Annotated in this window: 19 protein-coding genes; 2 read left to right on the forward strand and 17 right to left on the reverse strand. The window is 47.3% G+C overall.

Annotated elements, in window-relative coordinates; translation table 11 throughout:
• The 3 genes from ACN6MW_RS10420 to ACN6MW_RS10430 all read right to left on the reverse strand — a co-directional run bounded on the left by ACN6MW_RS10420 (position 1) and on the right by ACN6MW_RS10430 (position 5,156).
• The gene (locus ACN6MW_RS10420; protein ID WP_419875399.1) at positions 1-1,602 is read right to left on the reverse strand and encodes a plastocyanin/azurin family copper-binding protein; all 1,602 of its coding nucleotides are present in this window, start codon (positions 1,600-1,602) and stop codon (positions 1-3) included.
• Positions 1,603-1,934: 332 nt separating this feature from the next.
• The gene (locus tag ACN6MW_RS10425) at positions 1,935-3,485 is read right to left on the reverse strand and encodes an SAM-dependent methyltransferase (RefSeq protein ID WP_419875400.1); all 1,551 of its coding nucleotides are present in this window, start codon (positions 3,483-3,485) and stop codon (positions 1,935-1,937) included.
• Between the two features lie 114 nt (positions 3,486-3,599).
• Positions 3,600-5,156, reverse strand: a complete 1,557-nt coding sequence (locus ACN6MW_RS10430) for an ABC-F family ATP-binding cassette domain-containing protein (protein ID WP_364154375.1) — start codon at positions 5,154-5,156, stop codon at positions 3,600-3,602.
• A 248-nt stretch (positions 5,157-5,404) separates the two neighbouring features.
• On the opposite strand from ACN6MW_RS10430, the gene ACN6MW_RS10435 reads away from it, so the two are divergent.
• Positions 5,405-5,854, forward strand: coding sequence for a YdeI/OmpD-associated family protein (locus tag ACN6MW_RS10435; RefSeq protein ID WP_419875401.1), 450 nt, complete (start codon positions 5,405-5,407; stop codon positions 5,852-5,854).
• Positions 5,855-5,917: 63 nt separating this feature from the next.
• Here the strand turns inward: ACN6MW_RS10435 and ACN6MW_RS10440 are convergent, their stop codons facing one another.
• From ACN6MW_RS10440 to ACN6MW_RS10450, 3 genes are all read right to left on the reverse strand, one after another.
• The gene (locus tag ACN6MW_RS10440; protein ID WP_419875402.1) at positions 5,918-6,268 is read right to left on the reverse strand and encodes a DUF805 domain-containing protein; all 351 of its coding nucleotides are present in this window, start codon (positions 6,266-6,268) and stop codon (positions 5,918-5,920) included.
• Between the two features lie 151 nt (positions 6,269-6,419).
• Positions 6,420-6,623 (reverse strand): hypothetical protein, encoded by a 204-nt coding sequence (locus ACN6MW_RS10445; protein ID WP_364154369.1) that lies wholly within the window; start codon positions 6,621-6,623, stop codon positions 6,420-6,422.
• A 141-nt stretch (positions 6,624-6,764) separates the two neighbouring features.
• Positions 6,765-7,259, reverse strand: coding sequence for a hypothetical protein (locus tag ACN6MW_RS10450; protein ID WP_419875403.1), 495 nt, complete (start codon positions 7,257-7,259; stop codon positions 6,765-6,767).
• Positions 7,260-7,559: 300 nt separating this feature from the next.
• Between ACN6MW_RS10450 and ACN6MW_RS10455 the strand changes: the two genes are divergently transcribed.
• On the forward strand, positions 7,560-9,752 hold the full coding sequence (locus ACN6MW_RS10455) for a fibronectin type III domain-containing protein (protein WP_419875404.1): 2,193 nt from the start codon (positions 7,560-7,562) through the stop codon (positions 9,750-9,752).
• 192 nt (positions 9,753-9,944) lie between these two features.
• Here ACN6MW_RS10455 and ACN6MW_RS10460 read toward each other — a convergent pair whose 3' ends face one another.
• The 11 genes from ACN6MW_RS10460 to ACN6MW_RS10510 all read right to left on the reverse strand — a co-directional run bounded on the left by ACN6MW_RS10460 (position 9,945) and on the right by ACN6MW_RS10510 (position 26,064).
• Positions 9,945-10,385 (reverse strand): GNAT family N-acetyltransferase, encoded by a 441-nt coding sequence (locus ACN6MW_RS10460; RefSeq protein ID WP_419875405.1) that lies wholly within the window; start codon positions 10,383-10,385, stop codon positions 9,945-9,947.
• Position 10,386: 1 nt separating this feature from the next.
• Positions 10,387-10,536 (reverse strand): hypothetical protein, encoded by a 150-nt coding sequence (locus ACN6MW_RS10465; protein WP_419875406.1) that lies wholly within the window; start codon positions 10,534-10,536, stop codon positions 10,387-10,389.
• A gap of 182 nt (positions 10,537-10,718) precedes the next feature.
• Positions 10,719-13,076 (reverse strand): MMPL family transporter, encoded by a 2,358-nt coding sequence (locus tag ACN6MW_RS10470; RefSeq protein WP_419875407.1) that lies wholly within the window; start codon positions 13,074-13,076, stop codon positions 10,719-10,721.
• 47 nt (positions 13,077-13,123) lie between these two features.
• A complete protein-coding gene (locus ACN6MW_RS10475; RefSeq protein ID WP_419875408.1) occupies positions 13,124-13,732 on the reverse strand; it encodes a TetR/AcrR family transcriptional regulator in 609 nt (202 codons plus the stop codon).
• 513 nt (positions 13,733-14,245) lie between these two features.
• On the reverse strand, positions 14,246-16,432 hold the full coding sequence (locus ACN6MW_RS10480; protein ID WP_419875409.1) for a Gfo/Idh/MocA family oxidoreductase: 2,187 nt from the start codon (positions 16,430-16,432) through the stop codon (positions 14,246-14,248).
• 282 nt (positions 16,433-16,714) lie between these two features.
• Positions 16,715-18,316, reverse strand: coding sequence for a response regulator (locus tag ACN6MW_RS10485; protein ID WP_419875410.1), 1,602 nt, complete (start codon positions 18,314-18,316; stop codon positions 16,715-16,717).
• Positions 18,313-20,070, reverse strand: coding sequence for a sensor histidine kinase (locus ACN6MW_RS10490; protein ID WP_419875411.1), 1,758 nt, complete (start codon positions 20,068-20,070; stop codon positions 18,313-18,315). The genes ACN6MW_RS10485 and ACN6MW_RS10490 overlap by 4 nt, the downstream gene beginning before the upstream one ends.
• A gap of 115 nt (positions 20,071-20,185) precedes the next feature.
• Positions 20,186-21,070, reverse strand: coding sequence for a carbohydrate ABC transporter permease (locus tag ACN6MW_RS10495; RefSeq protein WP_419875412.1), 885 nt, complete (start codon positions 21,068-21,070; stop codon positions 20,186-20,188).
• 13 nt (positions 21,071-21,083) lie between these two features.
• Positions 21,084-22,049, reverse strand: coding sequence for an ABC transporter permease (locus tag ACN6MW_RS10500; protein ID WP_419875413.1), 966 nt, complete (start codon positions 22,047-22,049; stop codon positions 21,084-21,086).
• Between the two features lie 170 nt (positions 22,050-22,219).
• Positions 22,220-24,847 carry a glycosylhydrolase-like jelly roll fold domain-containing protein gene (locus tag ACN6MW_RS10505; RefSeq protein WP_419875414.1) on the reverse strand — a complete coding sequence of 876 codons (2,628 nt, stop codon included), beginning with the start codon at positions 24,845-24,847 and terminating at the stop codon, positions 22,220-22,222.
• Positions 24,848-25,005: 158 nt separating this feature from the next.
• Positions 25,006-26,064: a family 43 glycosylhydrolase gene (locus tag ACN6MW_RS10510; protein ID WP_419875415.1), complete on the reverse strand. Its 1,059-nt coding sequence runs from the start codon at positions 26,062-26,064 to the stop codon at positions 25,006-25,008.
• Positions 26,065-26,082: the final 18 nt, after the last annotated feature.

Genomic DNA, 26,082 nt, shown 5'->3' on the forward strand with positions numbered 1-26,082 from the left:
TCACTTTACGATGATTTGACCCGTCATGAAAGACTTGTGCGGCTCGCAGAAATAATTATAAGTGCCTGGTTTATCAAACGTTACCGTATAGGTATCGCCTTTCGCGAGCAACGGAGTGGCGAAGGAGCCATCCAAAGCAACCGCATTATGCTTCATCTCGTCGTAGTTCGTGAAGATCACCTTGGAGCCTGCTTCCACGGTGAGGGCTCCCTTACCAAAGGAGTACTCCTTAATATCGATGTTGTACGTCTTAACCGTCGGAGCCGCTGGCGCTGCCGATGCAGTCGTTCCGGTAAATTTAGCTGGATCTACGACATACCAGACATCATTGACCCCCTGCCCATTCAACTCTCCGTGTACCTTGTCTTTAATGAAATAATAGAGCGGGAACCCTTTGAATGAAGCTTGCTTGCTTCCATCCGCCCGGGTAATCGTTCCGATATCGCTTGGTTTGATCGTAGACGGGACATTAACGCTTGTTGATGAATAAGCGGGCCAATTGACGAGGCAATCGCCTTCGCATACGCTTTTTCCGGATGGATCCTTGTCAAAATAATAAAGTGCCCTGCCGTAATCGTCTGTCAAATAGTTGCCCGCTTCCTTCGAGGTGCCGAGCATAACCGCGTAATCCGACTTCGCCGCGAACCATACTCCCCCTACGCCCTCACCGGTTACATCGCCGGGCTTGCTATCCTTCACGAAATAATAGAGCGGCCAATTTTTATAAGTAATCTGCTTCGCGCCGTCCGTGCGGGTTATAACGTCGAAGTCGGCTTTATTCAGCCAAGCCGGTATTTGAATATTGGCATCGTAATAGATCGGCCAGTTCTTCAAGCAATCTCCTTGACAGGAATTGACGTCCTCCGCGTCTTTCGTGAAGAAATAGAGCGCACGCCCGTTTTTATCCGTAAAATACGTGCCGAGCTTGTCGTTTTGCCCAAGGCCAATTCGCTCGCCTTGCGGCAGTGCGGCCCCGGGAGCAATGACTCCGCTCGCTTGCAGCGTATCAAAGAACGGTTTGCCATTTTTCGTATCGGCGGACAGCGCCTCGACAAGGGATGTCGCCAGATGCGAATTCTGCAGCGACGTCTTGCCGGCAATCTCTTTCAAGCCATGCGAAGCTGCGAATGTTTCCGATTGTTGGTATGTAAAGTCAGCTCCGGATTGATAACCGAGGTTCTCCAAGATCACTTTGTAAAATTGCTGAGAGCTGATCGCCGCGCTCGGTTCAAAACGATTGTTGCCCGCTCCCTGCCACCCTAGCTCCGGTTTGCTCTTCAAGTAAGCCAGTACGGCCTGATTGGCTGTGCTGACCTGTGCAGCGTCGGAAAAATTAGATTTGCCCGTAAAGGCCAGTGCTTCCTTCAGGTTTCCATTAAGCCGAAGCGAGATAATAGCCGCTTGCAAGCGCGTTGACGCTTTGCTCAAATAGGCCGCATCCACACCCTTGCCGTCTCCGATAAGCAGCCCAAGCTCAAATGCCGTATCGGCATCGGACCTGATCCCCGGCGACGGTTCTGCAGACGCCTTCCCAAGCGGAGCCGCAATGATTGTCGTGCACATTGCCGTAATCAAAAACAGTTTCTTTAATCGTGTAAACATTAATCATTCCTCCTTTGTCGACTTTATCTGTAGAGATAACGACGCGGAGGAAGGATGGGTTTGATTTAAAACAAATATTTTTTTACAGCCGATCCAAAAACAAGAATGGAGATGCTGAAATCCAGCCTGGAGGCCGGGCGGCAAAAAAATAGCGGTACAGGAATTGCTCCTGTACCGCCCTAGCCGACTCGATATGTATAACGCAAGTTCGGCAAGCTCAGTCCTTACCGTCAACGAGCGGCCTCATCTCTTGAACGGCCGCTTCCGGTCGAAAACGCGAATAGGTTTCAACCGCTGCGCATCCGCAGCAATCATATTGGCGCCTTAGCTTTTCATGCCAAAAGCGCAAGAAGCGCTGCCGCTCCCTCATGCTTCGGAACCCGCTCCAAAGCAAGCTCCGCATAACTCGCTGCAGCCGACTCGTGCCCGGATTCGTAGCAGCAAATCGCCATGCAATAGAACACTTCGGCATTTCCCTCGTGATCGGCCAGCGACCGTTCAAAGAAGATTCGCGCATCCTCGTACAAATCCAGCTGATAGAGCAGCATCGCGCAATCCAGCGCTAAATCCAGCTGCTCATTTAACGGATAATAGCCGGCCCACATCGCGTGTATGCCTTGGCACAGATCCTCCGATTCTTCCTCACCGCTATCCGGGAGCAGAAGTTCGATCCGCTTGGCGCTTTGAACAAACAGCTGCGAATCGTAACGCGCCAGCCGCCAAAAAGCTAAGATTTGGGACAGCGCAAGCGTCTCCACATGCTCGTCAAACCAAAGCTTCAAACTAAAAAAATCATCCGGCCCAAAACGGTCGACAAAACGGCGGTAAGCTAAGCGCGTTTGGACGAAGCTTACCGGACTTGGCAGCATAAGAATGCAGCCTACATTCAGGTTTTTATAATGATGCTCCGTAAAGGATGCTAGAGCACCCTTTTGCTCAAAGGTATGCTGAATGGCATGGTAGTTCGCCGTCAATGAAAAGCTTCCGTGATGAATGAGCTTGGGCGGCTCGGCAAATTCCCAATTTTCCAAGCGGTGGTCGCCTTTATCCGCGGTGAGCAGGGCAAAACCCGCTTGCGATAGTTGTCCCAATCGTTGCAAACACGCAAGCCCGATCTCCGGAAAAAGAATATGCGAATCCTCGAGCTTCTGCTTGTAAAGCTCAATAACCTCGCGGAAGGGATACGATTCCCGCTCATACTCGGCCGCACGAAGATAATGGTATTCGGGCACGAGCTTCCCCAGCCTGTCGGATGCGGTCAGCCCGTTATCCGAATCCTCTTCCTCTACCTGCATAGATACCCTGCATTCAAAGATTTTGCTTTCATCGACATAGAGCAGCTCCTGCGGGATGCTGTCAAAAAAGTAATTGGCAACGATGAGCAGCGGCTGCTCCAAATCGCCCGGCCGTATCGTAATGCCGGACTGCGTCAAATGCAGCTCGGCATCCTTGACCGCATCCAATTGCGCAAAATCAAGTAAGCCTTGTTGAACATACGGCATGAGGCTGCGGTGCTGCTGCCAATAGGCTATATTTTTGACCGGCAAATCACTCATCACATAACGAAACGGCGGGAGGCCTATTCCTGCAAAATCAATCAGCAGGACGAGCTCCTTCAGCACATGAAACGCTAACTGCCCCGATCCCGCTCCAAGCTCAACGATCGTAACCGGCTCCGACGTATGGCCTTGCGCCGCCCGGTCCTGAAGAAACCCGAATATAATTTCGGCATAGGCCGCCGCAATGATCGGATTGCTCGTAATGTACTGCGGCACCTCGTCCCGCTGCCAAGCCTGGATGCCCTGCTCTTCAAAATATGCCCGCTGCAGCTCCCAAATCGGCGCTTCGCTAAATCGGTAAACCTGCTGGTCGCGATTAGTCATTCTCTATAACCTACTTTGCTCATTTTTTTCTCTATCGTCAGGCCTTTATCGTTTCCCTACAAAAAAAGCCAGTCTAATCCTTGGCGGTTAGACTGGTTTATTTGATAAGACGGTTTAGAATACCTTCGTCGTCCAAGATTCGCAGTTCCATGTATCCGTCACGACATCGCGGTAAAATTCCGGTTCATGGGAAATGAGCAGGATGCTGCCTTTGTAAGCTTTAAGGGCGCGCTTCAGCTCGTCCTTCGCATCCACGTCCAAATGGTTCGTGGGCTCATCGAGTACAAGCAGATTCGTCTCGCTGTTGATCAGCTTGCATAGGCGGACCTTCGCCTTCTCGCCGCCGCTGAGCACCGCGATCTTGCTTTCAATATGCTTGGTCGTGAGACCGCATTTTGCCAGGGCCGCGCGCACTTCAAACTGCGAGTAAGACGGGAATTCCTTCCACACGTCTTCAATACAGGTATTGTAGTTGGTTTCCTTCATTTCCTGCTGGAAATAGCCGACCTGCTGGTGCTCACCGCGCTGTACCGTACCTGAAATCGCCGGGATTTCGCCCAAAATGCTGCGCAGCAGCGTCGTTTTACCGATACCGTTCGCGCCGACGAGCGCGATCTTCTGTCCGCGTTCCATGCGGAGATCAAGCGGGCGCGACAGCGGGCTGTCATAGCCGATAACCAAATCCTTTGTCTCGAAAATCAGCTTGCCGGACGTTCTTCCGTCCTTAAAGTTGAACTGCGGCTTCGGCTTCTCCTTCGCAATCTCGATAACTTCCATCTTGTCGAGCTTCTTCTGGCGGGACATCGCCATGTTCCGCGTCGCCACGCTGGCTTTGTTGCGCGCAACGAAGTCCTTCAAATCGGCGATTTCCTGCTGCTGCCGTTTAAAAGCGGATTCCAGCTGCTGCTTTTTCATCTCATGCACCTGCTGGAAATACTCGTAATCGCCGACATAGCGGTTCAGCTCTTGATTTTCCATATGGTAGATCAAGTTGATTACGCTGTTCAGGAACGGAATATCATGCGAGATGAGAATAAAGGCATTCTCGTATTCCTGCAGGTAACGCTTCAGCCATTCGATATGCTGTTCATCCAAATAGTTCGTAGGCTCGTCCAGAAGCAGGATGTCCGGTTTCTCGAGCAGCAGTTTCGCCAGCAGCACCTTCGTGCGCTGCCCGCCGCTCAAATCGTTAACATCCTTGTCCAGCCCGATATCGGTAAGCCCGAGACCGCGAGCCGTTTCTTCAATTTTCGCATCGATCAAATAAAAATCCTGATTCGTCAGCGTGTCTTGGATGGTTCCCACGTCCTCAAGCAGCTTTTCCAGCTCCTCCGGCGTGACATCGCCCATCCGGCCGTACATATCGTTCATCTCCTGCTCCATATCGAACAGGTATTGAAAGGCTCCCTTCAGCACGTCGCGGATCGTCGAGCCTTTGCTCAGCACCGCGTGCTGATCCAGGTAACCGACGCGCATGCGCTTGGACCATTCCACCTTACCGTCATCCGGCTGGAGCTTTCCTGTAATAATGTTCATGAAAGTGGACTTGCCCTCGCCGTTGGCGCCGATAAGCCCAATGTGCTCGCCTTTTAGCAGGCGAAAGGATACATCATTGAAGATCGCGCGGTCTCCAAAGCCGTGGCTTAGTCTTTCTACGTTTAATATGCTCATGAATGACACCTTTTCTTTTGTAATAGTCTCGTTATATTATAAACGTTAAGGGGCCTACAACTCAATGTAGGATTCCTTTTCGAGTGCAATCTTTATATTGGATATTATGCTGCTTTTGCAAGCCTCAAAATAATGCGCCAGCCAACGCTATCTAATCGGAAGGCCCGCTTCTTTGCCATTATTCGACGAACATGTTGTATTATAAGCAGCGTTGTTCAGCCATTTAAATCAATATGGAGGCGTTTCGCATGAAATTTCAATCGGTCATCGAGCTTGGAGGGAAAACCGCTACAGGCTTTTCCGTTCCGGAAGAGGTGGTCACGGCTCTCGGCACAAGCAAAAAACCCGCCGTCAAAATCACGATCAACGCTTACACGTACCGGAGTACCGTCGCGTCAATGGGCGGGCGGTTCATGATTCCCCTGAGCGCTGAGAACCGAAAGGGAGCAGGCGTTGCGGCCGGCGATGAAGTAGAGGTGGGCATCGAGCTTGATAACGAGCCTCGCGAAATTATCGTACCGGATGATTTTTCTGACGCGCTTAACGGTGAAGCGGCTGCAAGAGCTTTCTTCGAAGGATTGTCTTACAGCAACAAGCGGCGGCTGGTTCTCGCAATCGAGGATGCCAAGACGGCTGAAACCCGGCAGCGGCGGATAGACAAAACCGTAGCACTGCTGAAAGAGGGACGAACTTCATAGTCAAGCCGCAAATAAAAACGAGAGCTCTTTGATAGAGCTCTCGTCAATGCTTCCTATTCTTAATTAGCCAAAATGCTTCGGATTTGGACCATATTGATTGTTGCCTTCTTCGCCTTCCATGAAAGCGAATACCAGCAATACGATAGCCCCGACTAAAGGAATAAATCCGATCAAGAGCCACAAACCGCTTTTTCCGATGTCATGCAGCCTACGAACGCCAACCGCCAATGACGGCAGCAGCATGGCAAGCGAATAGAGACCTGTTAACACGCCAGTCAAACCCACCAATGTTTCCACGATGGCAAGCGCGATAGAAATAATAATGTTAAAAAGAATAAAATTCCAATATTCCATTCGTCTAGCTCTACCGGTAAAACCCACATAATTTTTTAATGCCTTCAGATACCATTGCATTTTGACTCCACCTTAAACATTTAGTCGTAAAATTAACAATTTACGCAAATTTTACCTTTCACTGTTATCGGCATAATCGCATAGAAACTTTAGATGCCATTATTAGTTCCTACCCTTCAGATGAGTTCCTGAACCTTTTTATGCACGAAAATTATTCCTTATTTGTTTTATCCTTTAGGATTTGCGATCCGATCGCGCCTATGATTAATATGATAAACGAAATGACATTGTAATCCTTAAAAAAGGTCGTAAACGGAACCTCAAAGTATCTAAGTATCACCGTAATAATTCGTCCGACTAACAGCAGCAGGCCGATGACGACCATCCAATTGAATATTTTCTCTAACGTTCTCATCTGATTCTCCTTTTCCTGTACATTCTCTTCTTACAGCGCTGCTTTTAGCACGATTTTGGCCAGTTCTTGGCTGTAGGTTTCTTTGTTTTATGTATGGCAGCGCTGGCTTTGATTGGCAAAACAAATAGAATGCCATTTCCGTTACCTTAATAAACCTAATGACTCTAGCTCTTGAAGAGCTTCCTCTGCATCACGGCCGGGATTTAGCAAGGGGATCATCTCTGCGGTAATAGCGGCTTCCTCAAATATTTTCGCCACAATTTCTAAAGCTGGCGTTATCTCAAAATAACCCTTAGCGAATTCCACAAAATCCTCCGGCGTTCGGTAAATCGCACCTAACAAAAAATCAGAACCGTCGTCGATTCCCTCCGAGTTCTCAGCTTTCCCCTTCTGCCATGCAGAGTCGCTGCATTCACGCCAAATGCAAAAGGTAACTTCCTCACTTTCTATTCCATCATTCTCAAGCAAGGAAATTAATGCGTTTGGAGTCCCTTCATATATTCCTGGCACCCTTTCATATTCGTCACGTGCATGCGGGCTTAGTTCTGATTCATGATCAAAACCTTTCAACAGGGTTCCTTGCGGACTAAATAAAATGAAAAGATGATCGCCCGATCCATTGTCGATTTTCGCCATGGATACATTCTCCGCCCATCCCGGTACAAAGCTATGGTAACGAAGCCATTCCTCCGGGCATAGAACGACATTCAAGGAAGCAAGGATTCTCATAAGCTTCTTTAATTGTTCGGGTTCTGGCATAGCTGCTAACACATTCATATTCGAACAACCCCCCGCTCATTATTCATCATGTCTCTACTCCCCTTTTAAACAGTATATCAGCCACGTCTCACCTCTCATGATATTCATTTCGAGAACATTATGGTATATTATTATTCGAATTGAATAATATCCTATTTGTGACAATAGGAGGATGAGGTGATCGTTATCCATACCGTTCGCTCGAAAACGCCGTATCTGATCTTGATTAGTCTATTCGTTTCGCTGTTTTTCCCCGTTTCATCCTTTGCGCAAGAGAGCAGCGTCTCAAGCAATGAAATGCTAGAAACAGACTCCGCCCCCCCGATCATTTCCAATGTGTACCCGGAAGACGGTAAAACGATTTCGGAGAACACGACTTACCTATCCGCATCCCTCAAAGATGACGGATCAGGCCTGAAACTGGGTTCGATCGTATTCAAGATCGACGGTCAAGTTCTTGGAAATGGCAGTATCCCCGTCAACTATATGCATGGCCTCGCATTCACTTATTCTCCCGAATTGCAGTACGGGACACACACCTTTGAAATCCAGGTTGAAGATCTGGCTGGAAATATCGCTCAACATTCAAGTGTTTTCTATGTTAAAAAATCAATTTGGCCTGAAGGAAGTGTTGTGCGGACCGATAATAACGGGATGTACTCGGTATCGCTGTCTTGGACTGCTGCCGAAGGAAGCACGGGCTACCGGGTCTATTGGGGACAACAATTACTGGCGGAGTTGGATGAAACGATTCGCTCGTACGAGGTAACGGAGCTGCAAGCTGGTTCATACTACGGCTTTAAGATCGAAGCTCAGCATCCGGATGGCGGCTGGACGACGGATGGACCCTATGTGGACACAGAAACGCTTCCTCTGCCGCATTTCCCCCCAACGATCTGGGCGGTTTCCCCCAGCACCGGGACTACCGTAACAACGGCTAATCCGGTTATCAAGGCCAGTATACGCGCCGCGGGCTATGGCTTGCAAACAAGCTCTATCCTGGTCAAGGTGGACAACCAGCTCATACCATCCAGCTATGATGAGAAATCATTGACACTGACCGCCTCCCTATCGGGATTAGAAAATGGCTATCATAACTTTCTGATACGCGCAGCCGATAATGAGGGGATTTATAGAGATTACAATGGTTCATTTCATGTACAAGCCGCATGGCCCACAGTTAACAAGTTGAACGTGGATAATGTCAGCCCGACATCGCTGGCTCTCTCTTGGACTCCCGCTGCCGGGAGCAGCGGTTACCGGATTTTTAGAGACGGAGAACTTATCGATACGGTAAATGAAACTATACGTTCCTATGAGGTAAAAAACCTTGCGCCAAGCACCTCTTACAGCTTTAAAGTAGAAGCGAAGCTATCGGACGCAAAATGGACAACGGATGGGCCGGCGGCAACCGTAAGGACGGGCATGCTTACGAACCCCATCTTGGATCTGCTTAAACCGCTTCATGCCGCTCTAGCGTCAGGCGATCCTTCCGATGTGCAGGATGTGCGTAAGCTGCGCGATGAAATCGCCCGCCTTAACGATTCGACCGACCAATCGCTGATTGACCCGGTATGGAAAAAAATCGCCGCCAATCTGCCGCAAACCGCCAATCAAGCCGAGCTGAAAAGCAGTCTTTTTCGGTTGATGAAGGCTATCGGTTCGGTCAGCTATGACTCGCTGGCCTCAGATTTGGACGACATACGGACAAATCCGGAATTCCGTGCGACCATGAAAACATTGGCAGCAGCCGGAGGACATACCGATATAACGATGGATGATCTCATGACATTTCTGTCTGGAGACGGCGGCAGCCGCAAAGGTCTCGAAGGTACAATCGCCGGTATCCTTGCACAAAAGTCAAAACTTGAGCTAGCCCAACTGCTTCTGAATAAACAAAAGCAGACAGCGGTTCTGCATGAAACGTTAACGCTGCTGCTCGGTGACCCCGATGCGTACAAGCTCAGCAGCATACTTAATCAGCTTGACGTTACACCAGGCGACCTGCTTGCCCTGGCGCAGAACTTCCGTCAGAAATTACAGCATGACGAACCGGCTGCTCGTGCAATCACCGTTGCTTATATCCGCTCTATATCGGTTGAAACGGTAAAAATAACGGCCGATGGCAAAAAACACAACTATTCGCTTAAGGCGCACGGCATCGAGCTTCCTTCCGCCATTTTGAAATGGTCGAAAGTATCGGGTGACGAGGCGGTGACTGTCCGTGCGAACGGGGCGGTATCCATTCCGAACCAGTCCGCTAAAGGTACCGCGGTTATTCAAGCCACGCTGATTAATCCATACGGCGGCAAGGTAAAGGTTATCTTTCAGAAAGAAGTGATGCTGGTCAATGGAGACGCGGTACTGTAAGCAACGGTTTATGTTAATTCTGATCACGCATTAAGCCCTCTGGATTGGAATACATCAGTTCGTTTTTGAAGCCAAAAAGCCGGTAATTCCTACGCAAGGAATTACCGGCTTCTGTGTTATCGATATGCAGCGTCATCATACCTTTGGAGGTTGCCCTCGTGCGGAATGTAAAGGTAACAAGACCTTAGTTACTTATTCTTTTATATTTTTTGCAAGGAAGACGATTCTATTGATTTCAGAAAAACCGTTTCTCTTGTAAAACTTTTCTGCCGGAACATTTCTATCCGTTAGCAATGTTATCGTTTTTATATCTTCTGCCAGTAATTCTCTTTCAAGGCTTTCAAACATTTTGGAACCCATACCTTGTCCTTGATCCTTCGGATGAACGCACATTTCATTTACAAAGAACTCATCATTTTCCCACCACTTCTTACGGCATCCACAAATAAAGCCAATGATCTCTTCATCTTGAATCGCGACCAGACCCATGAACCCTGGCGTGCCTACAAAATCCAATAAATATTCTCTTGCTTTACGATCCGACCATTGATCATTCCAAGGTTCTCCATTAAAAACTTCACAAAATAATAGTGTGCATTTGTCCAGATCCTTAAACTCAAATCGTCTAATCACTTCAAAACATCCCCTCGTTAATATCGCTCCAGCCCATAGCTAATTCTGTTAAAGTTTCGTTACCAATCCGAATATCTTTTTGAGAGAAGACCTGACCTCCTAATCTGCTATAATCGCCCACGTCATGAACATTCGCTTGTCTAATCCTCATTGTCTCCTCCTTTAAATTTCAATTCCCATATCTTACAATTCGGTTTGGTTATCTGCATTCCTTTAGTTATCGAATCTTCGATTGGATAAAAGAAAAGCCGAGCGAAATCAGGAGTGGATACCTGGATTCCGTTCGGCTCAGCAGTAAACTTTAAGTCACTTTTACTATTTTCGTCCGTTCGTTTAGTGAACGTTTGGCGCGGCGGTGCTGGCTTCCTGCGCTTTAAGCTCGGCGATCAGCTTATCCCCCTCGACGTCTAGGTTTGGCAGCATTTTGTCCAGCCATTTCGGCAGCCACCAAGCTTTATCCCCGAAGAGGGCCATTACGGCCGGAACCAGCGCCATGCGGACTACGAAAGCGTCAATCAGAATTCCGATCGCCAGTGCGAAGCCAATTTGTTTGATCATGATGTCGTGCGTAAATATGAATCCTGCGAATACCGCGACCATAATAATTGCAGCAGCCACTACGACGCGGCTGGCCTGGTCATATCCGTGAATCACGCTCTTATTGCCCCGGTACCCATGGACGTAAGACTCGCGCATGGAGGAAACCAGGAAAACTTGATAGTCCATCGCCAAGCCATAGAGGATCCCTGTGACCATGATAGGCATAAAGCTCATGATCGGGCCTCCCGTGTCAAAACCGAAGAGGCTGCCAAACCATCCCCACTGGAACACCGCTGTGGTCAACCCGAACGTCGCAAGGACGCTAAGCAGGAAGCCGACGGTCGCCTTGATCGGGACAAGAATAGACCGGAACACCAAAAGCAGAATAATTAGCGAGAGGATGACGATAATTCCAATGTAAATTGGGAAAACCTCTGACAGCTTAGACGACATATCGATGTTAATCGCCGTGAATCCCGTTACCCCGAGGGTAATGTCATTTGTCTGTGCAATCGTCGAGTCGGCAGCGCGCAGCTCCTTAACTAGATTCTTGGTCGCCGCGTCTGTCGGGCCTGTATCCGGAATCAAACTCAGGATAGCTATATTTCCGTCCTTATTCATGCCTAGTGGCGATACCACCGATACATCTTTGACTTTCTGAATGTCCTGCACGATATGGTTAAGCGCCTGAGGCGTGATCGTCCCCGAGGGATCATTCGGTTCGGCAACGATGAGAAGCGGACCATTGAAGCCCTCTCCAAAACCGCCCGAGATCGCATCGTAACTCTGCCGTTGGGACGTGTCCATGTTCGCGGTAGCACCGGAAGGCATCCCCATTTGCATTTCGGCAACCGGAATCGCGGCAGCACCGAGTAAGGCAATTACACCGACAATAACCGGCCAACGGAGCTTTACGACTCCCTTCACCCAGCTATCCGCGATGCCATGCTGCTTGTCGGATGCCTTGGAGCGGCTCTTCTCGCGCGCTTTGCGTGAGCAAATGCGCTCACCCAGCAAGCCAAGCAGCGCAGGCAGCAGCGTGAGAGCAACAAGCACGTTAAGGAACACGGTAACCGAGGCAACGAGCGCCATCGTGCTTAAGAAGGAAATGCCAATAATGAGAAGTCCGCACAAGGCGATGATGACTGTCAGCCCTGCGAAAAACACCGCGCTTCCCGCTGTGCCGACCGCTCGGCTTGCAGCCTCCCGTGCTGTCAGTCCCTGGTCGAAAATAAGGCGGCGCTGGCGATTCACGATAAATAACGCATAATCGATGCCGACTGCCAGACCGACCATAAGGGCCAAAACAGGGGTGACGGAGCTCATGGTAACGAAGCTGGAAATGGCGAAGGCGCCGCCGACGCCGATCCCGACTCCGAAAAGCGCGATCACAATCGGCAAACCGGCTGCAACGACGGATCCAAGCGTCATGATCAGGACAATCGCAGCAATAATCAAGCCGTAAACCTCGTTGGCTCCGATCGGAACTTCCGAATCTTTAAGCGAATCGCTCGGCAGCACTGAAATACCTGTGCCGTTCTCCGCTTCCGTGACCGCTTCGACGACCGAATTCGCGACGCCTTTGGGAAGTGATGTTTGCTGCACGGTGAACTGGAACTGGAACAGGCCAACGCTGCCGTCGGTCGCTATTAACATGCCAATCACAGGCACCCCATCAATCATGAGAGGGCCGTACGGCGGCATTTCAGCTGGGGCCGCACTTGCTGCTGCTGTGCCCGCTGTGTCCCCGCCTTCAGCACTGCCTGCTTGAGACGGCTGCTCGCCTTGAGACGCTCCGCCTGCAGCAGCTGCAGCGGCCAATTCGGCAGGGTTAATGACATAATCAAGGCCATAGACCTTATTAACGGCTTCACTAATCGCGGCTATACGTTCCGGTGTATCGAGCCGCTCTCCTTCAGGGACCGTGAAAACCACGCTGGCTTGACCGCCGGACGCTTCAGGTAACGCCCCTTCAAGTTTGTCCAACACCTTTTGTGACTCCGTGCCTTCAATCTTCATATCGGTACTTACACTCATACCGTAGATACCTAACATCGCGATGACGATTCCAAGAATCACGACCCAGCCGGCAATAAAGTACCATGGTTTGTCGTAGGCTTTTCTTCCTAGTTTGTACAAAAATGTAGACATAACAGTCATTTTCCTCCTGTAAGTGCAAATAATATACGGTAGGGAAACTAGAAGCCGTTTCGCAAGTAACCGAATGTCGTCTCCAAATATTGATCGAATGTTGTAGCCCCAGGGGCTTCGGCAGTTGAATCACCCGGCAGCAGCACATTTAGGCTTCCATCGACGATTGGCAGTATTGCCCCGAAAACCGCGCCGGCAAGAAGATGGGTGTAGCCCTCGGAATAACGGTCATGAAAAAAGTTGCTCAAAGCCTCCTCGGCTGCGTTTTGCAATCGATGGAAAATGCTGAGGATATACGGCTCCAGCGTCGGATGCCGCTTAGATAACGACACGAGCTCACGCATTTTCCATAGGACATCGGCAGTAAGCTGCATTTTCATCCATAGCTGCAGGGTATCAAGCGGGTTAGAGCTGTCAGCCAATTGCAAATCATTGGCGTCATCGATACCGTTAAAGGTTAGTGCCGCCATCGCCACAGCTTCCTCTTTACAGGAGAAATGGTTCGCGAATGTTCTTCTGGAGTAATTCGCGCGCTGCACCACGTCGTCGATAACAAAGCCGTCCAAGCCCCGTTCACGCGCAAGCTCGAATGCAGCTCCGGCCAAGGCATGCGCGGTCGCCTCCCGCTTCATATCTCGTAAGCTTTGTTTATTCATCCTTTTATGTCACCTCAATACATAAGCTTTAGATCATCATCTCTTCATAGGGAATACTTTAGCATTTCGTTGCCCATTGTGCAATGTTGCTCTTTGAGTAATATTGCATATTATGCAGATTATACAGCAATGGATATGGAGCGTTCGCTTGATGACCCTGGGGGGGAAAAGCGAGAAAAGAGCCTAACGAATATCAGGAGTGTATCCTGAAAGTCTGTCGGCTCAGTGGTAAAATTATTTTGCTAAAGGGTAGACTTTCTCCATGGCTCTGGTTGTGTCACACCAGTGCGAACCGATATCCGCAATTGCCCTTGAACTACCTCCTTGCCCAGAAGAGGACCGATGAAGCCTGCTATAATTTTCTTCACTCTTTTCACCGTCCCATAATTTTTCTTTTTGCATAACGTCCTTTGTTATCTCTACTTACTTACAGAAAATAAATAGAGGCCGTCCAAAAGTCTGATGACTTTAGGACAGCCAACTTTATGGTCAACTGGAGCTGAAGAAGGCCTATCAATTTAATGCAATTAAATCCGCCATTATAGCGGTTGCTTCCTCTCCAGTCATATCCGTCTGCGGGAACCCAGCAATCTCCTTGATTGTAAATCCTTTTGCCATTCCTACCATGGGATTTGTAGTGAACCCTGGACGATGCTTTTCTAGCACGATACATGCTTCATCAATGGAGAGCAGTTCCCCAACTTTCGTTTCATCTGAAATTACGATTTTACGTCCTCTTTTCTTCTTGCGTGCTCCAGCTGGAGCTTGGAAAGGTTGGTAGCGGTCAACTACCATCTTAAACAGTTCCAAGTCTTCCCTGTAATCCTCTGGTGTAGTCTTTATTGGTTTATGGTCTGTTATTGCCTCGTAGAATGATTCGAGCTCATAGATGTACGGGCTCTTATAAGCACAATAATTGACCGTTTCCTTGAAGCTATCACCTTCCGTCTCCGTTATGATGAGCTTAACCGGAAGCCCTAGAATATACGGTGAATCGTATTGCACGCGCACACTTTTGTTCGATCCATATACTTCAATATGAGCATCGAATCTCCCCTGTTGATCCATCCCGGTTTCAAAGCTCACATTGAAGCCATCATAATTAAAGAGAACATTCATGAAAAATGAATTTAATCCTAATGTGACTCCGGCAACTGCAAGCGGCATCCCGATCGCTTCTCTCATGGCAGACAGATCGTGTGAGCTCAGTCCGGTCAACATACGATATAGGACGGCCTTCACTTGATCCTTTTCACCGACGGCTTCTTCTACTTGTTTCGCTGATCGTGCATTCCTGTCTTCATTCGCCGATTCTGGGAAGTCGCTGAATTTTTTCGGATAAGTTCCGGACTGCCTCACGAAATAGGGATTCGGACCGACGATAGCTCGTACCCGTACGTAATTAATACTGTCTAATCCGCCAATCTCCTTCACTGCAGCTTCAAGCGCGGGAGCGTATCTTCTCATATAGCCAACCATTATTTTCACATCATTCCGGGCCTCTGCTTCAATAATCGCGTCTGCATCTGAGAGAGTGAGAGCCATTGGCTTCTCAATGAGCACATGTTTTCCTGCGTTTGCTGCCTCTATGGCAGCCTCTGCATGATATTCATCACTGTTTAGGATAAATATGACATTGAGATCCTCTTGTTTGACCATTTCCTTTACGTCTGTATAGAGGTTCGTGACATTATACTTTTCGCCGTTAAACTGCAGTGAATGCTGCGAAACATCGCATAGGGCTGCAATTTTATATTTATCAGACATGGCAGCAAGCAAAGGCAGATGCACGACTTGCGCAATTTCCCCTGTTCCTACAATTCCGACATGTAATGGTTTTGGTGTGATTGGAGGAATGTCCATTATTTTCGCAAGTGCTTTATAACTGATTGTGATGCTTTCCAGCTCACTCCTAGCCGTTACATCTTGTTCTACAATTACGAATTCGGTTTTCGTCCATCGTTCCGCCGCTTTCACGATTCCCTGGATATCCATCACGCCTTGCCCAATCTCCGAGAAGCTATCCTCGGTGAATAAAGGATAGAAGTCAGTCATATCGATCTCTTTGTTTGGATTAATCGACTCGAAAATATTTACCGGGGCCATGCTTGCAGGCATGTCTTTTTGATGGATCAGTCCACAGCGATCACCAAGCTTCTGAATATATGAGAGAATATCGACACCAGCCCTAACCGCCCAGTAGGTGTCCAATTCTATTTTCACATATTCTGGATTCGTACTTGCAAGGATTACGTCCAATACGAATTCATTATCGAAACGCTGAAATTCCTGAAAGTGGTTATGGTAATATAATTGAATTCCGTTTTCCTTGAATTGTTTACCATAGCTGTTTAATCTTTGACTAAAAGAAAGAACATCTTCTTTATTTTTAAAAAGCGTCATAGGTACAACAACTCTCGTTGATTCTATTTCTTGATTATAGGCAATTAGAGCAGCAATATCCGAATCATTATCAATTGAAATATGTGTCCCTAATACACGAAGTCCAGATTCCTTTAACATATTATTCAAGTTATTCGCAGGCATCTCGTCTATGTTAAAGGCCCCGGGCTGGTTTTTTTCAATAGGGAGTTCAATATATTGATACCCGATTTTAGCGATTTCCTTTAATGTTTTAAGTCTATTCTTAGCGAAAGTATTTTTTACTGTAATTAGTTGTAAGCCGATTTGCATGGTCATTTGTGTATCTTCCTCCTATAAGTGTGTTGAGGGAACGTTCTATCCTAATTTTATTTCAATGCATACAAATCATCTAACAGTATGTCGACAACTTGAATAGTTATATTTCGACATTTCAAAATCAACCTTGACACCCTAAATGTCGTTAAATCTTAACCATAATCAACGTTACAAGTAATGTCTTGTATGGATTACGAAATATATTCTTAGCCATTATTTTGATAAGAACATATAAAAAAACAAAAAAGCCGCAATTATGCGACTTCTTCCGTATAAAGACATTTAACTTTTAGAAGGATGTTCTCGGAATTGACTTCGGTACTCCGTTGGTCCCATTAGGGCATATTTCTTGAATACTTTTGTAAAATGGGAGAAATTCGAATATCCAACGGATGATGATATCGCACTGATTGGAACGTTTGTTTGAGTTAGCATTTCCTTCGCCAATTTGATTCTTTCCAATAATACATAGTCGGTAATCGTATGCCCTGTTTCCTTCTTAAATAATCTTGTCAGATGGTCGGGATGCAGATACACCTGTTCGGCGACCGTTTCCCGGGACAGATCTTGGTCAATATGAAGAGCGATATATCTCTTAACGGACTCAACGACGGATTCCGTCTCATTCGCCGCTTCCGCTTGAATCATCGCCTTGTTGACGGCATGATGAACCCAAACCAACATATCCTTGACGGTGCGTCCAGCTGCTTCGGATACTCCTCTCGATTGTTCATCTCCAAATAGTTGATGGGCGTGAACCCCCCTACTGTTTAAGTAAGAATAGAGCTCCTGTATAAAGTTCTGGTTAAATTGATGCAGAAAATTAGCATCTAGCCCTTGATTCCTTACAAGGTCATCAAGAAACGCTTCAACGCCATGAATAACAGATTCCTTGTTACCTGTCTTAAGAAGGGAAGACAATACGTTCCAGTCAGACCATGCAATAGACTGATCTACCTTTTGGACGTGCTGATAGGAGTGAACCCGGTTAACGGAAGCAACGTTATTCCGGTCCTGCGCCCTTAAGTCGGCCACCATATTCGCCATCTCGTGGACTTGGACGGGGCGACCGCAATAGCAAGATAAATCACAATAGAAATAGCGGTTGCTAGCATCAATAAACTGACGACAAGCTTCGTTGATTTGATCGCTCTCACCATCGGCAGAAACGATGACGAGAAGCATACCACGGTCAAGATGAATACATATGCCGTTCGCATGATGGCTAGCGATGATTTCTTCAGCCGTATTTTTAATCGCGTACTCCAGAATCTTCTCATCGCTGCGCCTTAGCGTTTTGTTCCATCTCTGAACGCTAATTAAGATTGGGAGAAACAAAGATTGCTCCGAAATCGGAATATGGTGACGCTCAATCTGCTCACGGACTGCAGCCGGGTGAATCATTGTTGAGTGATTAATCAAATTAAGCCAGAAGTGCTGAATGATCAGAGAATGATGTTTCATCCATAACTGATGAGAAACGCTATTCCTGCTAATCTCCGTGTTCCGATCGATCACGCTTTGGGCTTTACGAATCGCTTGCTCCAAATCGGCCGCACGAACCGGCTTCAGCAAATAATCAAGACTCCCGAGCTGCAGCGCCTCCTTCGCATATTTGAAGTTGGAATGACTGGTCAGAAAGATTGTTTCCGTATTTGGATGATGCTCCCGCACCCACGCTAACAGCTCCAGGCCGCTGCCCTTTGGCATTTCAATATCACAGATCATAATATCGATGTTCTCCCGCTCGAAGATATCCATCGCTTTCTTCATACTATTGGCCGTAAACAATCCCGATATTGCCAGCTTGTTCAGATCGAGATCTGATTTTACGCCTTCGATGGCATGAACTTCATCGTCAACAAGGAGCATTTGATAGGTCATGTCATTTCCTCCATCTTCGGATTGGTAGGAAGAATCATCTCCACTACCGCGCCGCCGGTTTCCTTATCGTTAAAGTATTGAACGGATATGGTCTCATCATATAACAAGCTTAATCGGCGCTGAACGTTCCAAATACCTGTATGCTCGCCTTGATCGTTCTGGATGCTTCTACCTGCCTGTAATTCCTCAAGCACCCGAACACTGAAACCGCACCCTGTATCTTTAATCTCAATTTTCATCCTCGAACCGCTCTCCTCGTCAAAGAACTTGATCCGCACAGCAATGTCGATAGGCTCATCATCCATCGTAATAGCATGCTTAATGGAGTTCTCGACAAACGACTGAACGATGAGAGGCGGTACGGGCGTGTCCATTAAATAATCGGGGGCATCGATGACCCAGTTCAGTTGACCAGGGAAACGCAAGGTCTGGATATTCAGATAGTTCCGGGTATGTTCAAGCTCATCCCTAAGTTCCACGAAAGAAGTCGTGCTTCGGAACAAGAAACGGAAATAGTGAATCAAAGCCTCCGTCATTTCCATAATTAATGCAAAGTTCTTCACCTTGGCTAGATTAAAAACAATGTTCAAGGCGTTAAGGAAGAAGTGAGGATTGACTTGCGACTGCAAACGTTGCAGTTCTTCTCTTTGCTTATTTAATTGTTCTTCGAAGACGTTGATTCGTAGTGTCTGGATCTCGGTCATCATAGCGTTGAATGAATCACCGAGCATCATAAATTCATCTGACGACTTCTGCATATCGACCTGTGCGCTCCAATTGCCCCCGCGAACTTTCTTCATGGCAAGCAGCATTCGGTTTATAGGGGTTAAGAATGAACGCCTCATCAAATAGAGACCAATCGGGATAAAGAACATCGATCCGATCGTAATAATCCATATGATCCTTTGAAGATATGGAAGGTTAGCCAAGATATTATTATCCGGAATAAGGGTGATCAAATTGAAGTTCCCCCTATTGGAATGTTCGCCTACAACGAGAAACTTCTTATCCTCACCAGACAAATAATAATCTGCCAAGTTCTGCTGCAGCTCAATGCCATGATCTTGTACGATGGTTGTATTCGTGATCGGCTCACCCTGATCATTGGCAAATAGAATCTCGCCTTCCCTTCCCATCTTCAGAGATCGGAGCGGTGCCAACAGTTGGTCCGTACTAATCCATGCGCCTAGATATGCATCCCCTGCTTGGACGATGTCAACCAGGTAATGTTGTTGTCCGATCTTATGGTATTGCCATCTTTTTGAGATGCTTCCTTTGACAATTGACTGATGTTGAATCAATTCGATGATATAATTTTGAATGCTCGATTTCTCCTCGGGTGAAAAATACACTGTGTTCGGAATATCCATATACTCTTTTCGTTCTTCCTCATACACAAAAAACGAGTTCACTGAACGATACAAAGCAATGTCTTTGGAAAGAGATTTATACATGTGGATTTTCGCCGTATAATATTCATCATCCGTCACAGATTGGCCAATCGACAACAAGTCATTTCCGAACGCTATCGTATTCATATACGAATCTACATCGTTCAAGCTAACATCGATTTGATTCATATAGAGGCTTAACATATCCTTGTACGAATCGGCAACTTGACCGCGGACGACATGAATGGCATAGAAGTTGTTATAGATTAGCATACCGACAAGCGGCAGCGTCATAATGAGCACGCTTACGGCTAATTTCACTCGCAATGAATTTATAGTTAAACGCCATTTATATAGAATCATGTCGTACAGCTCCTTGTCGTGATCGCTCTATATTCCATCATACAAGCAAGAAAAACCAAACGCCACAACTGGAAAGATTCCAGTCATGGCGTATCGGACTTATATCAGGTTATGATCAGCCTTTCACGGCCCCGATCATGATCCCCTTAATGAAGTACTTTTGGAAGAACGGGTAAGCAACCAGAATGGGTAGTACCCCAATCACCGCGATGGCCATCTTTACCGAGTCAGTAGGCATTTGCTGCAGGGCTTCCCCTGCGGATGAGCTCATATTCGTACTGATAAACTGAACGTCCTGCATAATACGGTTAAGCAAATTCTGAATGCTGAAGTATTCAGGCTTCGTAATATACACCATGCCATTCTGCCAATCATTCCAGTACATAATCGTTGTGAACAAACCAATCGTTGCAACGACTGGCGTCGACAGCGGGAGAACGATCGACCAGAAGGTCCGGTACTCCCCCGCTCCGTCCAACTGCGCGGACTCGATCAAAGCTGGCGGGATCGTAGTTTGAAAGAACGTTCGCATTAGCATAACGTAAAATCCGTTCATAAGCAGCCCCGGAACGATTAGCGCCCAAATCGTGTTCTTGATGTCGAAAAGCTGCGTATACACTAGATATGTCGGTACAAGACCGCCATGGAACAACATCGTGAAAAAGACGATAAACATAATCATATTCCGATGCGGTGTTTCACTCCTTGCTAGCGGATACGCCAGAAGAGATATAATCGTCAGGCCAAGTACTGTTCCCACAACGGTTATAAATACGGTAACACCGTAAGCACGTGCAATATCCGATCCTCTTTCCAGCAGGTAGGTATACGCATCTGTACTGAATTCTTTAGGGATGAACGAGTAACCGTTTGCGATAATGGCATCCTGATCCGTCAGGGATGCCGATATGAGTAGAACGAACGGGATGATGCATACTGCGGCAAATAAGAACATTGCGATATGACTAAAACATGTTAAAGCTCTGCTTTCCGTTTTCATATGTGCCACCTCCTTAGAACAATGCGTTATCTTTGTTGTAGAGTCTTACGGAATAGTTGGCCAGTATAACAAGAACGAATCCGACGATGGACTGATAAACGCCCGCAGCCGTAGACATTCCAATATCACCATTTCCCGTTAACCCCCTAAATACGTAGGTATCTATCGTGGCTGTCGTGTCGAACAGCGCGCCGGAATTCAATGGTACTTGATAGAATAAACCGAAGTCGGAGTAGAAAATCCGACCGACGTTAAGCAGTGTTAGCATAATGATGATAGGAGTCAGCATGGGCAACGTAATACGTGAAATTTGCTGTACTCGGCTTGCACCATCGAGCCTTGCTGCCTCATAATACTCTTCGTCAATACCGAGCAATGCGGCGAAGAAGACGATGCTGGAGTATCCAACACCCTTCCAGATATTAACGAGTGTCAGAATGACGGGCCAATACTTCGACTCACTGTACCACAAGACCCCATCTTCAATGCCAAACCACGGAAGAACCGTTTTATTCATGAACCCCGTATCCGCGCTAAGCAAGGCATATACCAGATAGCTCACAATAACCATTGAAATCAGATGCGGCAACGTAATGAGGCTTTGGAACGTTTTCAACAATACTTTGTTTTTGATTTCGTTCAACAGAATTGCGCAGGCCAGCGACAGAACCATTCCGAGCGCAATAAACACGACATTATAGAGGATGGTGTTCCGCGTGATAATGAACGCATCCGAAGTCTTGAAGAGGTACTCGAAATTAGCGAGACCGATCCAATCGCTTTGTAGAATGCCCTTGGCGAAATTGACGTCTTTGAAGGCAATAACGATCCCCAGCATAGGCAGGTAGTTATTGATTAACAGGTAAAGAAGACCAGGAATCATCATAATCAGTAGCGGTGAATACTTCCGGTAATTAATATTCTTTTTCTTCTTTTTCTGAGTGTCCTGCGGGACGGCAGCCGTTGCGATTTGTTCCATATGCGAATCCCTTCCTTGTCCTTATCTTATGGTTATATTCTCATCATAAAGGACAATCAGATGTGTAACTAACAGTATGTCGACTTTCTCAATAGTGAATTATCGACATCTATTAAGCCGGAACAGACGAAAGCGCCACATCGATTGTGGCGCTTTCGTTTCTTCCGCTTTTAAGCACCAAATACTCGTACAGGACCTAACAAACCGCTTGGTTCCAGTTGACCCAAACGCGAGAAGAAATCCGGTATCTCCTTAACTAGCGTATTCGTCACTTCAATAGAAAGCGTATTGTTGCCTTCCCGGATCAACTCACTTATGTCAAACCGATAAGGAGCAGCAATACGAGTACCTGCTGATACCCCGTTAAGGAACACCTCGGCCGTTTCGAAGGCTTCGCCAAGATCAATCACGGCGCGATTCCCGGATGCTGGCGACCACTTCAAATTTGCTTCATAACGAAACGTGCCGGAGAATGAAGGCAACAGTCCAGGCTTGCTTAAATCAGTGACCGTCTCCACCTCTCGCCAAGGGGTAAATACCGGATATTGCTCGGAGATTGACGTTGAGACCGACCAAGGACCATGAATAGACATGATTAGCTTCTCGTTTGCCGTCTGCTCTGCTGCTTCTGCTTCACCAAGCGCTGCTCCGGCAATCACAACCATCGTGTCGGATGCTGCCAGTTTGAGCCTTAATCTCGTTCCAGCCTCTTCTTTCACACTGTCCGATTCCAAGAGCTTATTAGCATAGGCATCGTAATATTGCACGCGCCCCGATACCGGAAGATGAACTTCCGTATCGATCTCACGGTTCGGATGCTCATTAAAGAGCATGAATACGTCCATGTCTGAATGTCTCATGTGATAGGAGCGCAAAAACGGTTCGCTGTCCTTAACCTGTACATCGTAATAGCCGGATTTCTTTAGTCTCTCCGCGAGCTCCTCGAGGGGAACTACCTCTACCTTCTCAATTGTTGCAAGGAGGTCTAGCTGATCCGGGCTTAGACTTCCCTCGCTCGATCGGCGTGGAAGATCGTTAATGAAGAAGATAGGCAGCCCTTGCTCTGCCATACTAACCATGCGAGTCAACACATTTGCCGGCAGTGCTTCGCTGTACGGAACAATCAGGCACTCAAAGGTTTCTTCCTGCATGATGAGCTTTCCGTCCCGTACACTAACCTCGTTAACGATCGTATCACAAGGTAGAACATCGCAATCGATCTGATTCCTCATCAGCTCTTTCACAGGCTTGTGAAAATACATATAGTCCCCCGACCATTCCGCTTCCGCATGGTAAAGAACGGCTGCGGTCGCAACATGCGTGCCGCCCGACAATAGATGACTCAGTCGGTTCGTATAATCATTTAAATATTTGTAATACCGGAATTGGGGGTTCTTCCCTCTGGCATACAGATGCGGCGGACAATCTCTGTCCGGGTACTCTTTGGGCGAGAAGGCGTGTGGAACGAAGTAATTCACACCGCGAACGAGCATGTGGTCGGTCAGCCATTTCATAAGCTTCAGCCCTTCCGCCCAGCCGTAAGCACCGAACACCTCGGCCATCGTTCTCCCCTTCTTCTTTGGATCCAGGTGAGCTAGCGATACTGCCATCTTGGCCATGCCGAAGTTGAAAAACTCCGAGTCCCCTTCCCCTACAAAACCTCGTGCTGGTATATCATCAAATCCGGGCCTTAGCTGCCACAGCACGACATCCAATCCTGACATATCTTGTCCACCAAGCGCCCGATAAAAGTGCCCCGCACCGCTGCCGAGCCGAGCGTGAACATTACTGTCTTCCAGTACATGACCGATATACTCGACCCCGCGCTCCCGGCACCAATCGCCAATCTGTTCGGTGAAGTTTTTCGCATAAAGCTTGCTTACCAGATTCATGTAGGTATACCGCATTCGTGACATACTCTCGCCACCCTCATGCCAAAGAAGGGGCAAATATTTCACGTAATCGAAACCGAACTCCTGATTCATCAGACTGAACATTTCTTTGCTCCATGGCAGCGAAACTCCCTTTTTGCCCGGCTTGGAGTTAAAGTCCCACGTTTCTTTATCGTTATAGAACCCTGGTTCATCGGAGAAAAAGCCAGCCAACGTCCCACCGAAATCTTCCTTGTATCGCGAATAAAAGGACTCATGTACCGTATCGATCAGGATGCGGACGGATTCAGCAACAAGCAGATTGACATAATCCTTCTTCTGCGGGTCGCCGCCGTGTTCGCTTTCAATCAACGAGAAGATTCTCCAGTACCCTTCCGGAACGTTCCAATATAACATTCCGTTCTCGACCAAGTTCGTCAAATCAAAGGATTCTTCCGTCAATTCGCCCGTTACTGGATCGCGTCTAATCGCAACGACAGCGAACAACGTGCCTCCATTGCTGTAACCCGGTGCATATGGTAAAGCGGAAACGATAAACGACGAGTGATGACGTGGTCCGATAGCATCGACGTGGCTTTCTGATAAGAAGAGACGGCGAAGCTCAGGGGGTGCCTCTTTCACTCGGCCTGCTGCATGACCGGTTGGGAAGTGATCATCATCAAGAATCCATACCCGCATGCCGCGTGCTTTTGCCTCATCCAATATAACGTCTATATCCTTCCACCATTTCGGCCCAAGGAACTCCGGATGCGGTCTCGATTCCACGCAAACCGCCCGAATACCCGATTCAGAAATTCGAGCCATCTCTTCCCGGAGAACGTGCTCTTCTTCTCCATGCTGCCAGAAGAAGGGCAGAATATAATTATCTTCTTGACCATTTAAAACTTCAGATAGTTTTACTGCCATGTTACATCTCTCCTCTTCGTGTAAAGATACATTCCCTACTCTCATCTTATTGAAATACATGAAGGGCAACTAACATTATGTCGACAACTTAATTAGCTCTATTTCGACATTTTGCCTAGAAGAAAGGCCAACCGTGAAATCCAGTTGGCCTTCGCTTCTTATTCGTAATCTTCAATTCGCCATTCATCTTTCCAATCCAGATAAGCGATTTTTCCGTCAAAGCGGAATGGCAGCCATACATAATCAGCCTTATACGTGTTATCTTCCGCATTGTAAGGCTGCCTTCTCTCTGTTACTGGGAAAGGCTCGCCCGCTCGATTAGGATTGTACATAAGATCAAATCCATTCTTAATGTCTTCGTAAGGAATAAAAGCCGCTTCATCGGTAATCCAACGATCTCCCAAAGCGATATAGAGATCTTTTTTGTACGGATGTTTAAATACCGATGAAATCTGTGAGCGATAGGACGTATTTGTGGGATCATTCACATGTGGGTTACCTAAGATTTCGAACGGACCGTGGTAAGTTTTCGCGCATGCCACTTCCGACGGATTCGGATAATAGCCTGTCGTTCCTGATGTCACCAAATATTGCAGGCCTTTACGTTGGAAATGGGCTGGCGCTTCACGGACGAGAGGTGGATGGATATTCGGAAAATGAGTGGAGTAATATCCTGTTACATCTGTATAGTCAGACGTCAAGTCCGCACATATGAGCTCACAATGAACCCGTTCGAAATAATAATAGGCCTTGCCATCCTCTGCAATAACTAAATCAAAGTCACCGGCACTCATATTTAAGGGACGGTATTTGGTTTTTACAATCGTATAAGGTCCCAACAATTGATCAGCGGTCAGGATAGTTAACGTCTGAGTATGATCCTTTTCCATGATTTTCAGCCAGCATACATATTTCCCAGTGTCCTTGTTGAAAATAATATGAGGTCTGTCCATATGGCTAGACGGATGAAGAGACGACGTCTCATCGTCCTCCACGGGAGGGAGGATGTTGCCCTCATTTTTCCAATTGTATAGATCCCTGGAAGAATAACACAGTACACCCCAGTGCCATATACCACTGCCTGGTGTCGTTTTCTCTTTGTTCTCTCCATACCAATAGAAGGTGTCGTTCTCGTAGAAGATGGAACCTCCGTGAGCCTGAATGCGATTACCTGCCGTATCCAGCCATACCTGTCCCGGTTTAATCGTCGTTTGCATAATGAACTCCTTCCTTTA

The sequence above is a fragment of the Pristimantibacillus sp. PTI5 genome, from assembly GCF_048572955.1.
Classification (GTDB): domain Bacteria; phylum Bacillota; class Bacilli; order Paenibacillales; family Paenibacillaceae; genus Pristimantibacillus.

What these genes read in the sequence shown, in the direction of transcription:
- ACN6MW_RS10420 (WP_419875399.1), bottom strand. Translation starts at nt 1,602, where the DNA reads ATGTTTACACGATTAAAGAAACTGTTTTTGATTACGGCAATGTGCACG.
- ACN6MW_RS10425 (WP_419875400.1), bottom strand. Translation starts at nt 3,485, where the DNA reads ATGACTAATCGCGACCAGCAGGTTTACCGATTTAGCGAAGCGCCGATT.
- ACN6MW_RS10430 (WP_364154375.1), bottom strand. Translation starts at nt 5,156, where the DNA reads ATGAGCATATTAAACGTAGAAAGACTAAGCCACGGCTTTGGAGACCGC.
- ACN6MW_RS10435 (WP_419875401.1), top strand. Translation starts at nt 5,405, where the DNA reads ATGAAATTTCAATCGGTCATCGAGCTTGGAGGGAAAACCGCTACAGGC.
- ACN6MW_RS10440 (WP_419875402.1), bottom strand. Translation starts at nt 6,268, where the DNA reads ATGCAATGGTATCTGAAGGCATTAAAAAATTATGTGGGTTTTACCGGT.
- ACN6MW_RS10445 (WP_364154369.1), bottom strand. Translation starts at nt 6,623, where the DNA reads ATGAGAACGTTAGAGAAAATATTCAATTGGATGGTCGTCATCGGCCTG.
- ACN6MW_RS10450 (WP_419875403.1), bottom strand. Translation starts at nt 7,259, where the DNA reads ATGGCGAAAATCGACAATGGATCGGGCGATCATCTTTTCATTTTATTT.
- ACN6MW_RS10465 (WP_419875406.1), bottom strand. Translation starts at nt 10,536, where the DNA reads ATGAGGATTAGACAAGCGAATGTTCATGACGTGGGCGATTATAGCAGA.
- ACN6MW_RS10470 (WP_419875407.1), bottom strand. Translation starts at nt 13,076, where the DNA reads ATGTCTACATTTTTGTACAAACTAGGAAGAAAAGCCTACGACAAACCA.
- ACN6MW_RS10475 (WP_419875408.1), bottom strand. Translation starts at nt 13,732, where the DNA reads ATGAATAAACAAAGCTTACGAGATATGAAGCGGGAGGCGACCGCGCAT.
- ACN6MW_RS10480 (WP_419875409.1), bottom strand. Translation starts at nt 16,432, where the DNA reads ATGACCATGCAAATCGGCTTACAACTAATTACAGTAAAAAATACTTTC.
- ACN6MW_RS10485 (WP_419875410.1), bottom strand. Translation starts at nt 18,316, where the DNA reads ATGACCTATCAAATGCTCCTTGTTGACGATGAAGTTCATGCCATCGAA.
- ACN6MW_RS10490 (WP_419875411.1), bottom strand. Translation starts at nt 20,070, where the DNA reads ATGATTCTATATAAATGGCGTTTAACTATAAATTCATTGCGAGTGAAA.
- ACN6MW_RS10495 (WP_419875412.1), bottom strand. Translation starts at nt 21,070, where the DNA reads ATGAAAACGGAAAGCAGAGCTTTAACATGTTTTAGTCATATCGCAATG.
- ACN6MW_RS10500 (WP_419875413.1), bottom strand. Translation starts at nt 22,049, where the DNA reads ATGGAACAAATCGCAACGGCTGCCGTCCCGCAGGACACTCAGAAAAAG.
- ACN6MW_RS10505 (WP_419875414.1), bottom strand. Translation starts at nt 24,847, where the DNA reads ATGGCAGTAAAACTATCTGAAGTTTTAAATGGTCAAGAAGATAATTAT.
- ACN6MW_RS10510 (WP_419875415.1), bottom strand. Translation starts at nt 26,064, where the DNA reads ATGCAAACGACGATTAAACCGGGACAGGTATGGCTGGATACGGCAGGT.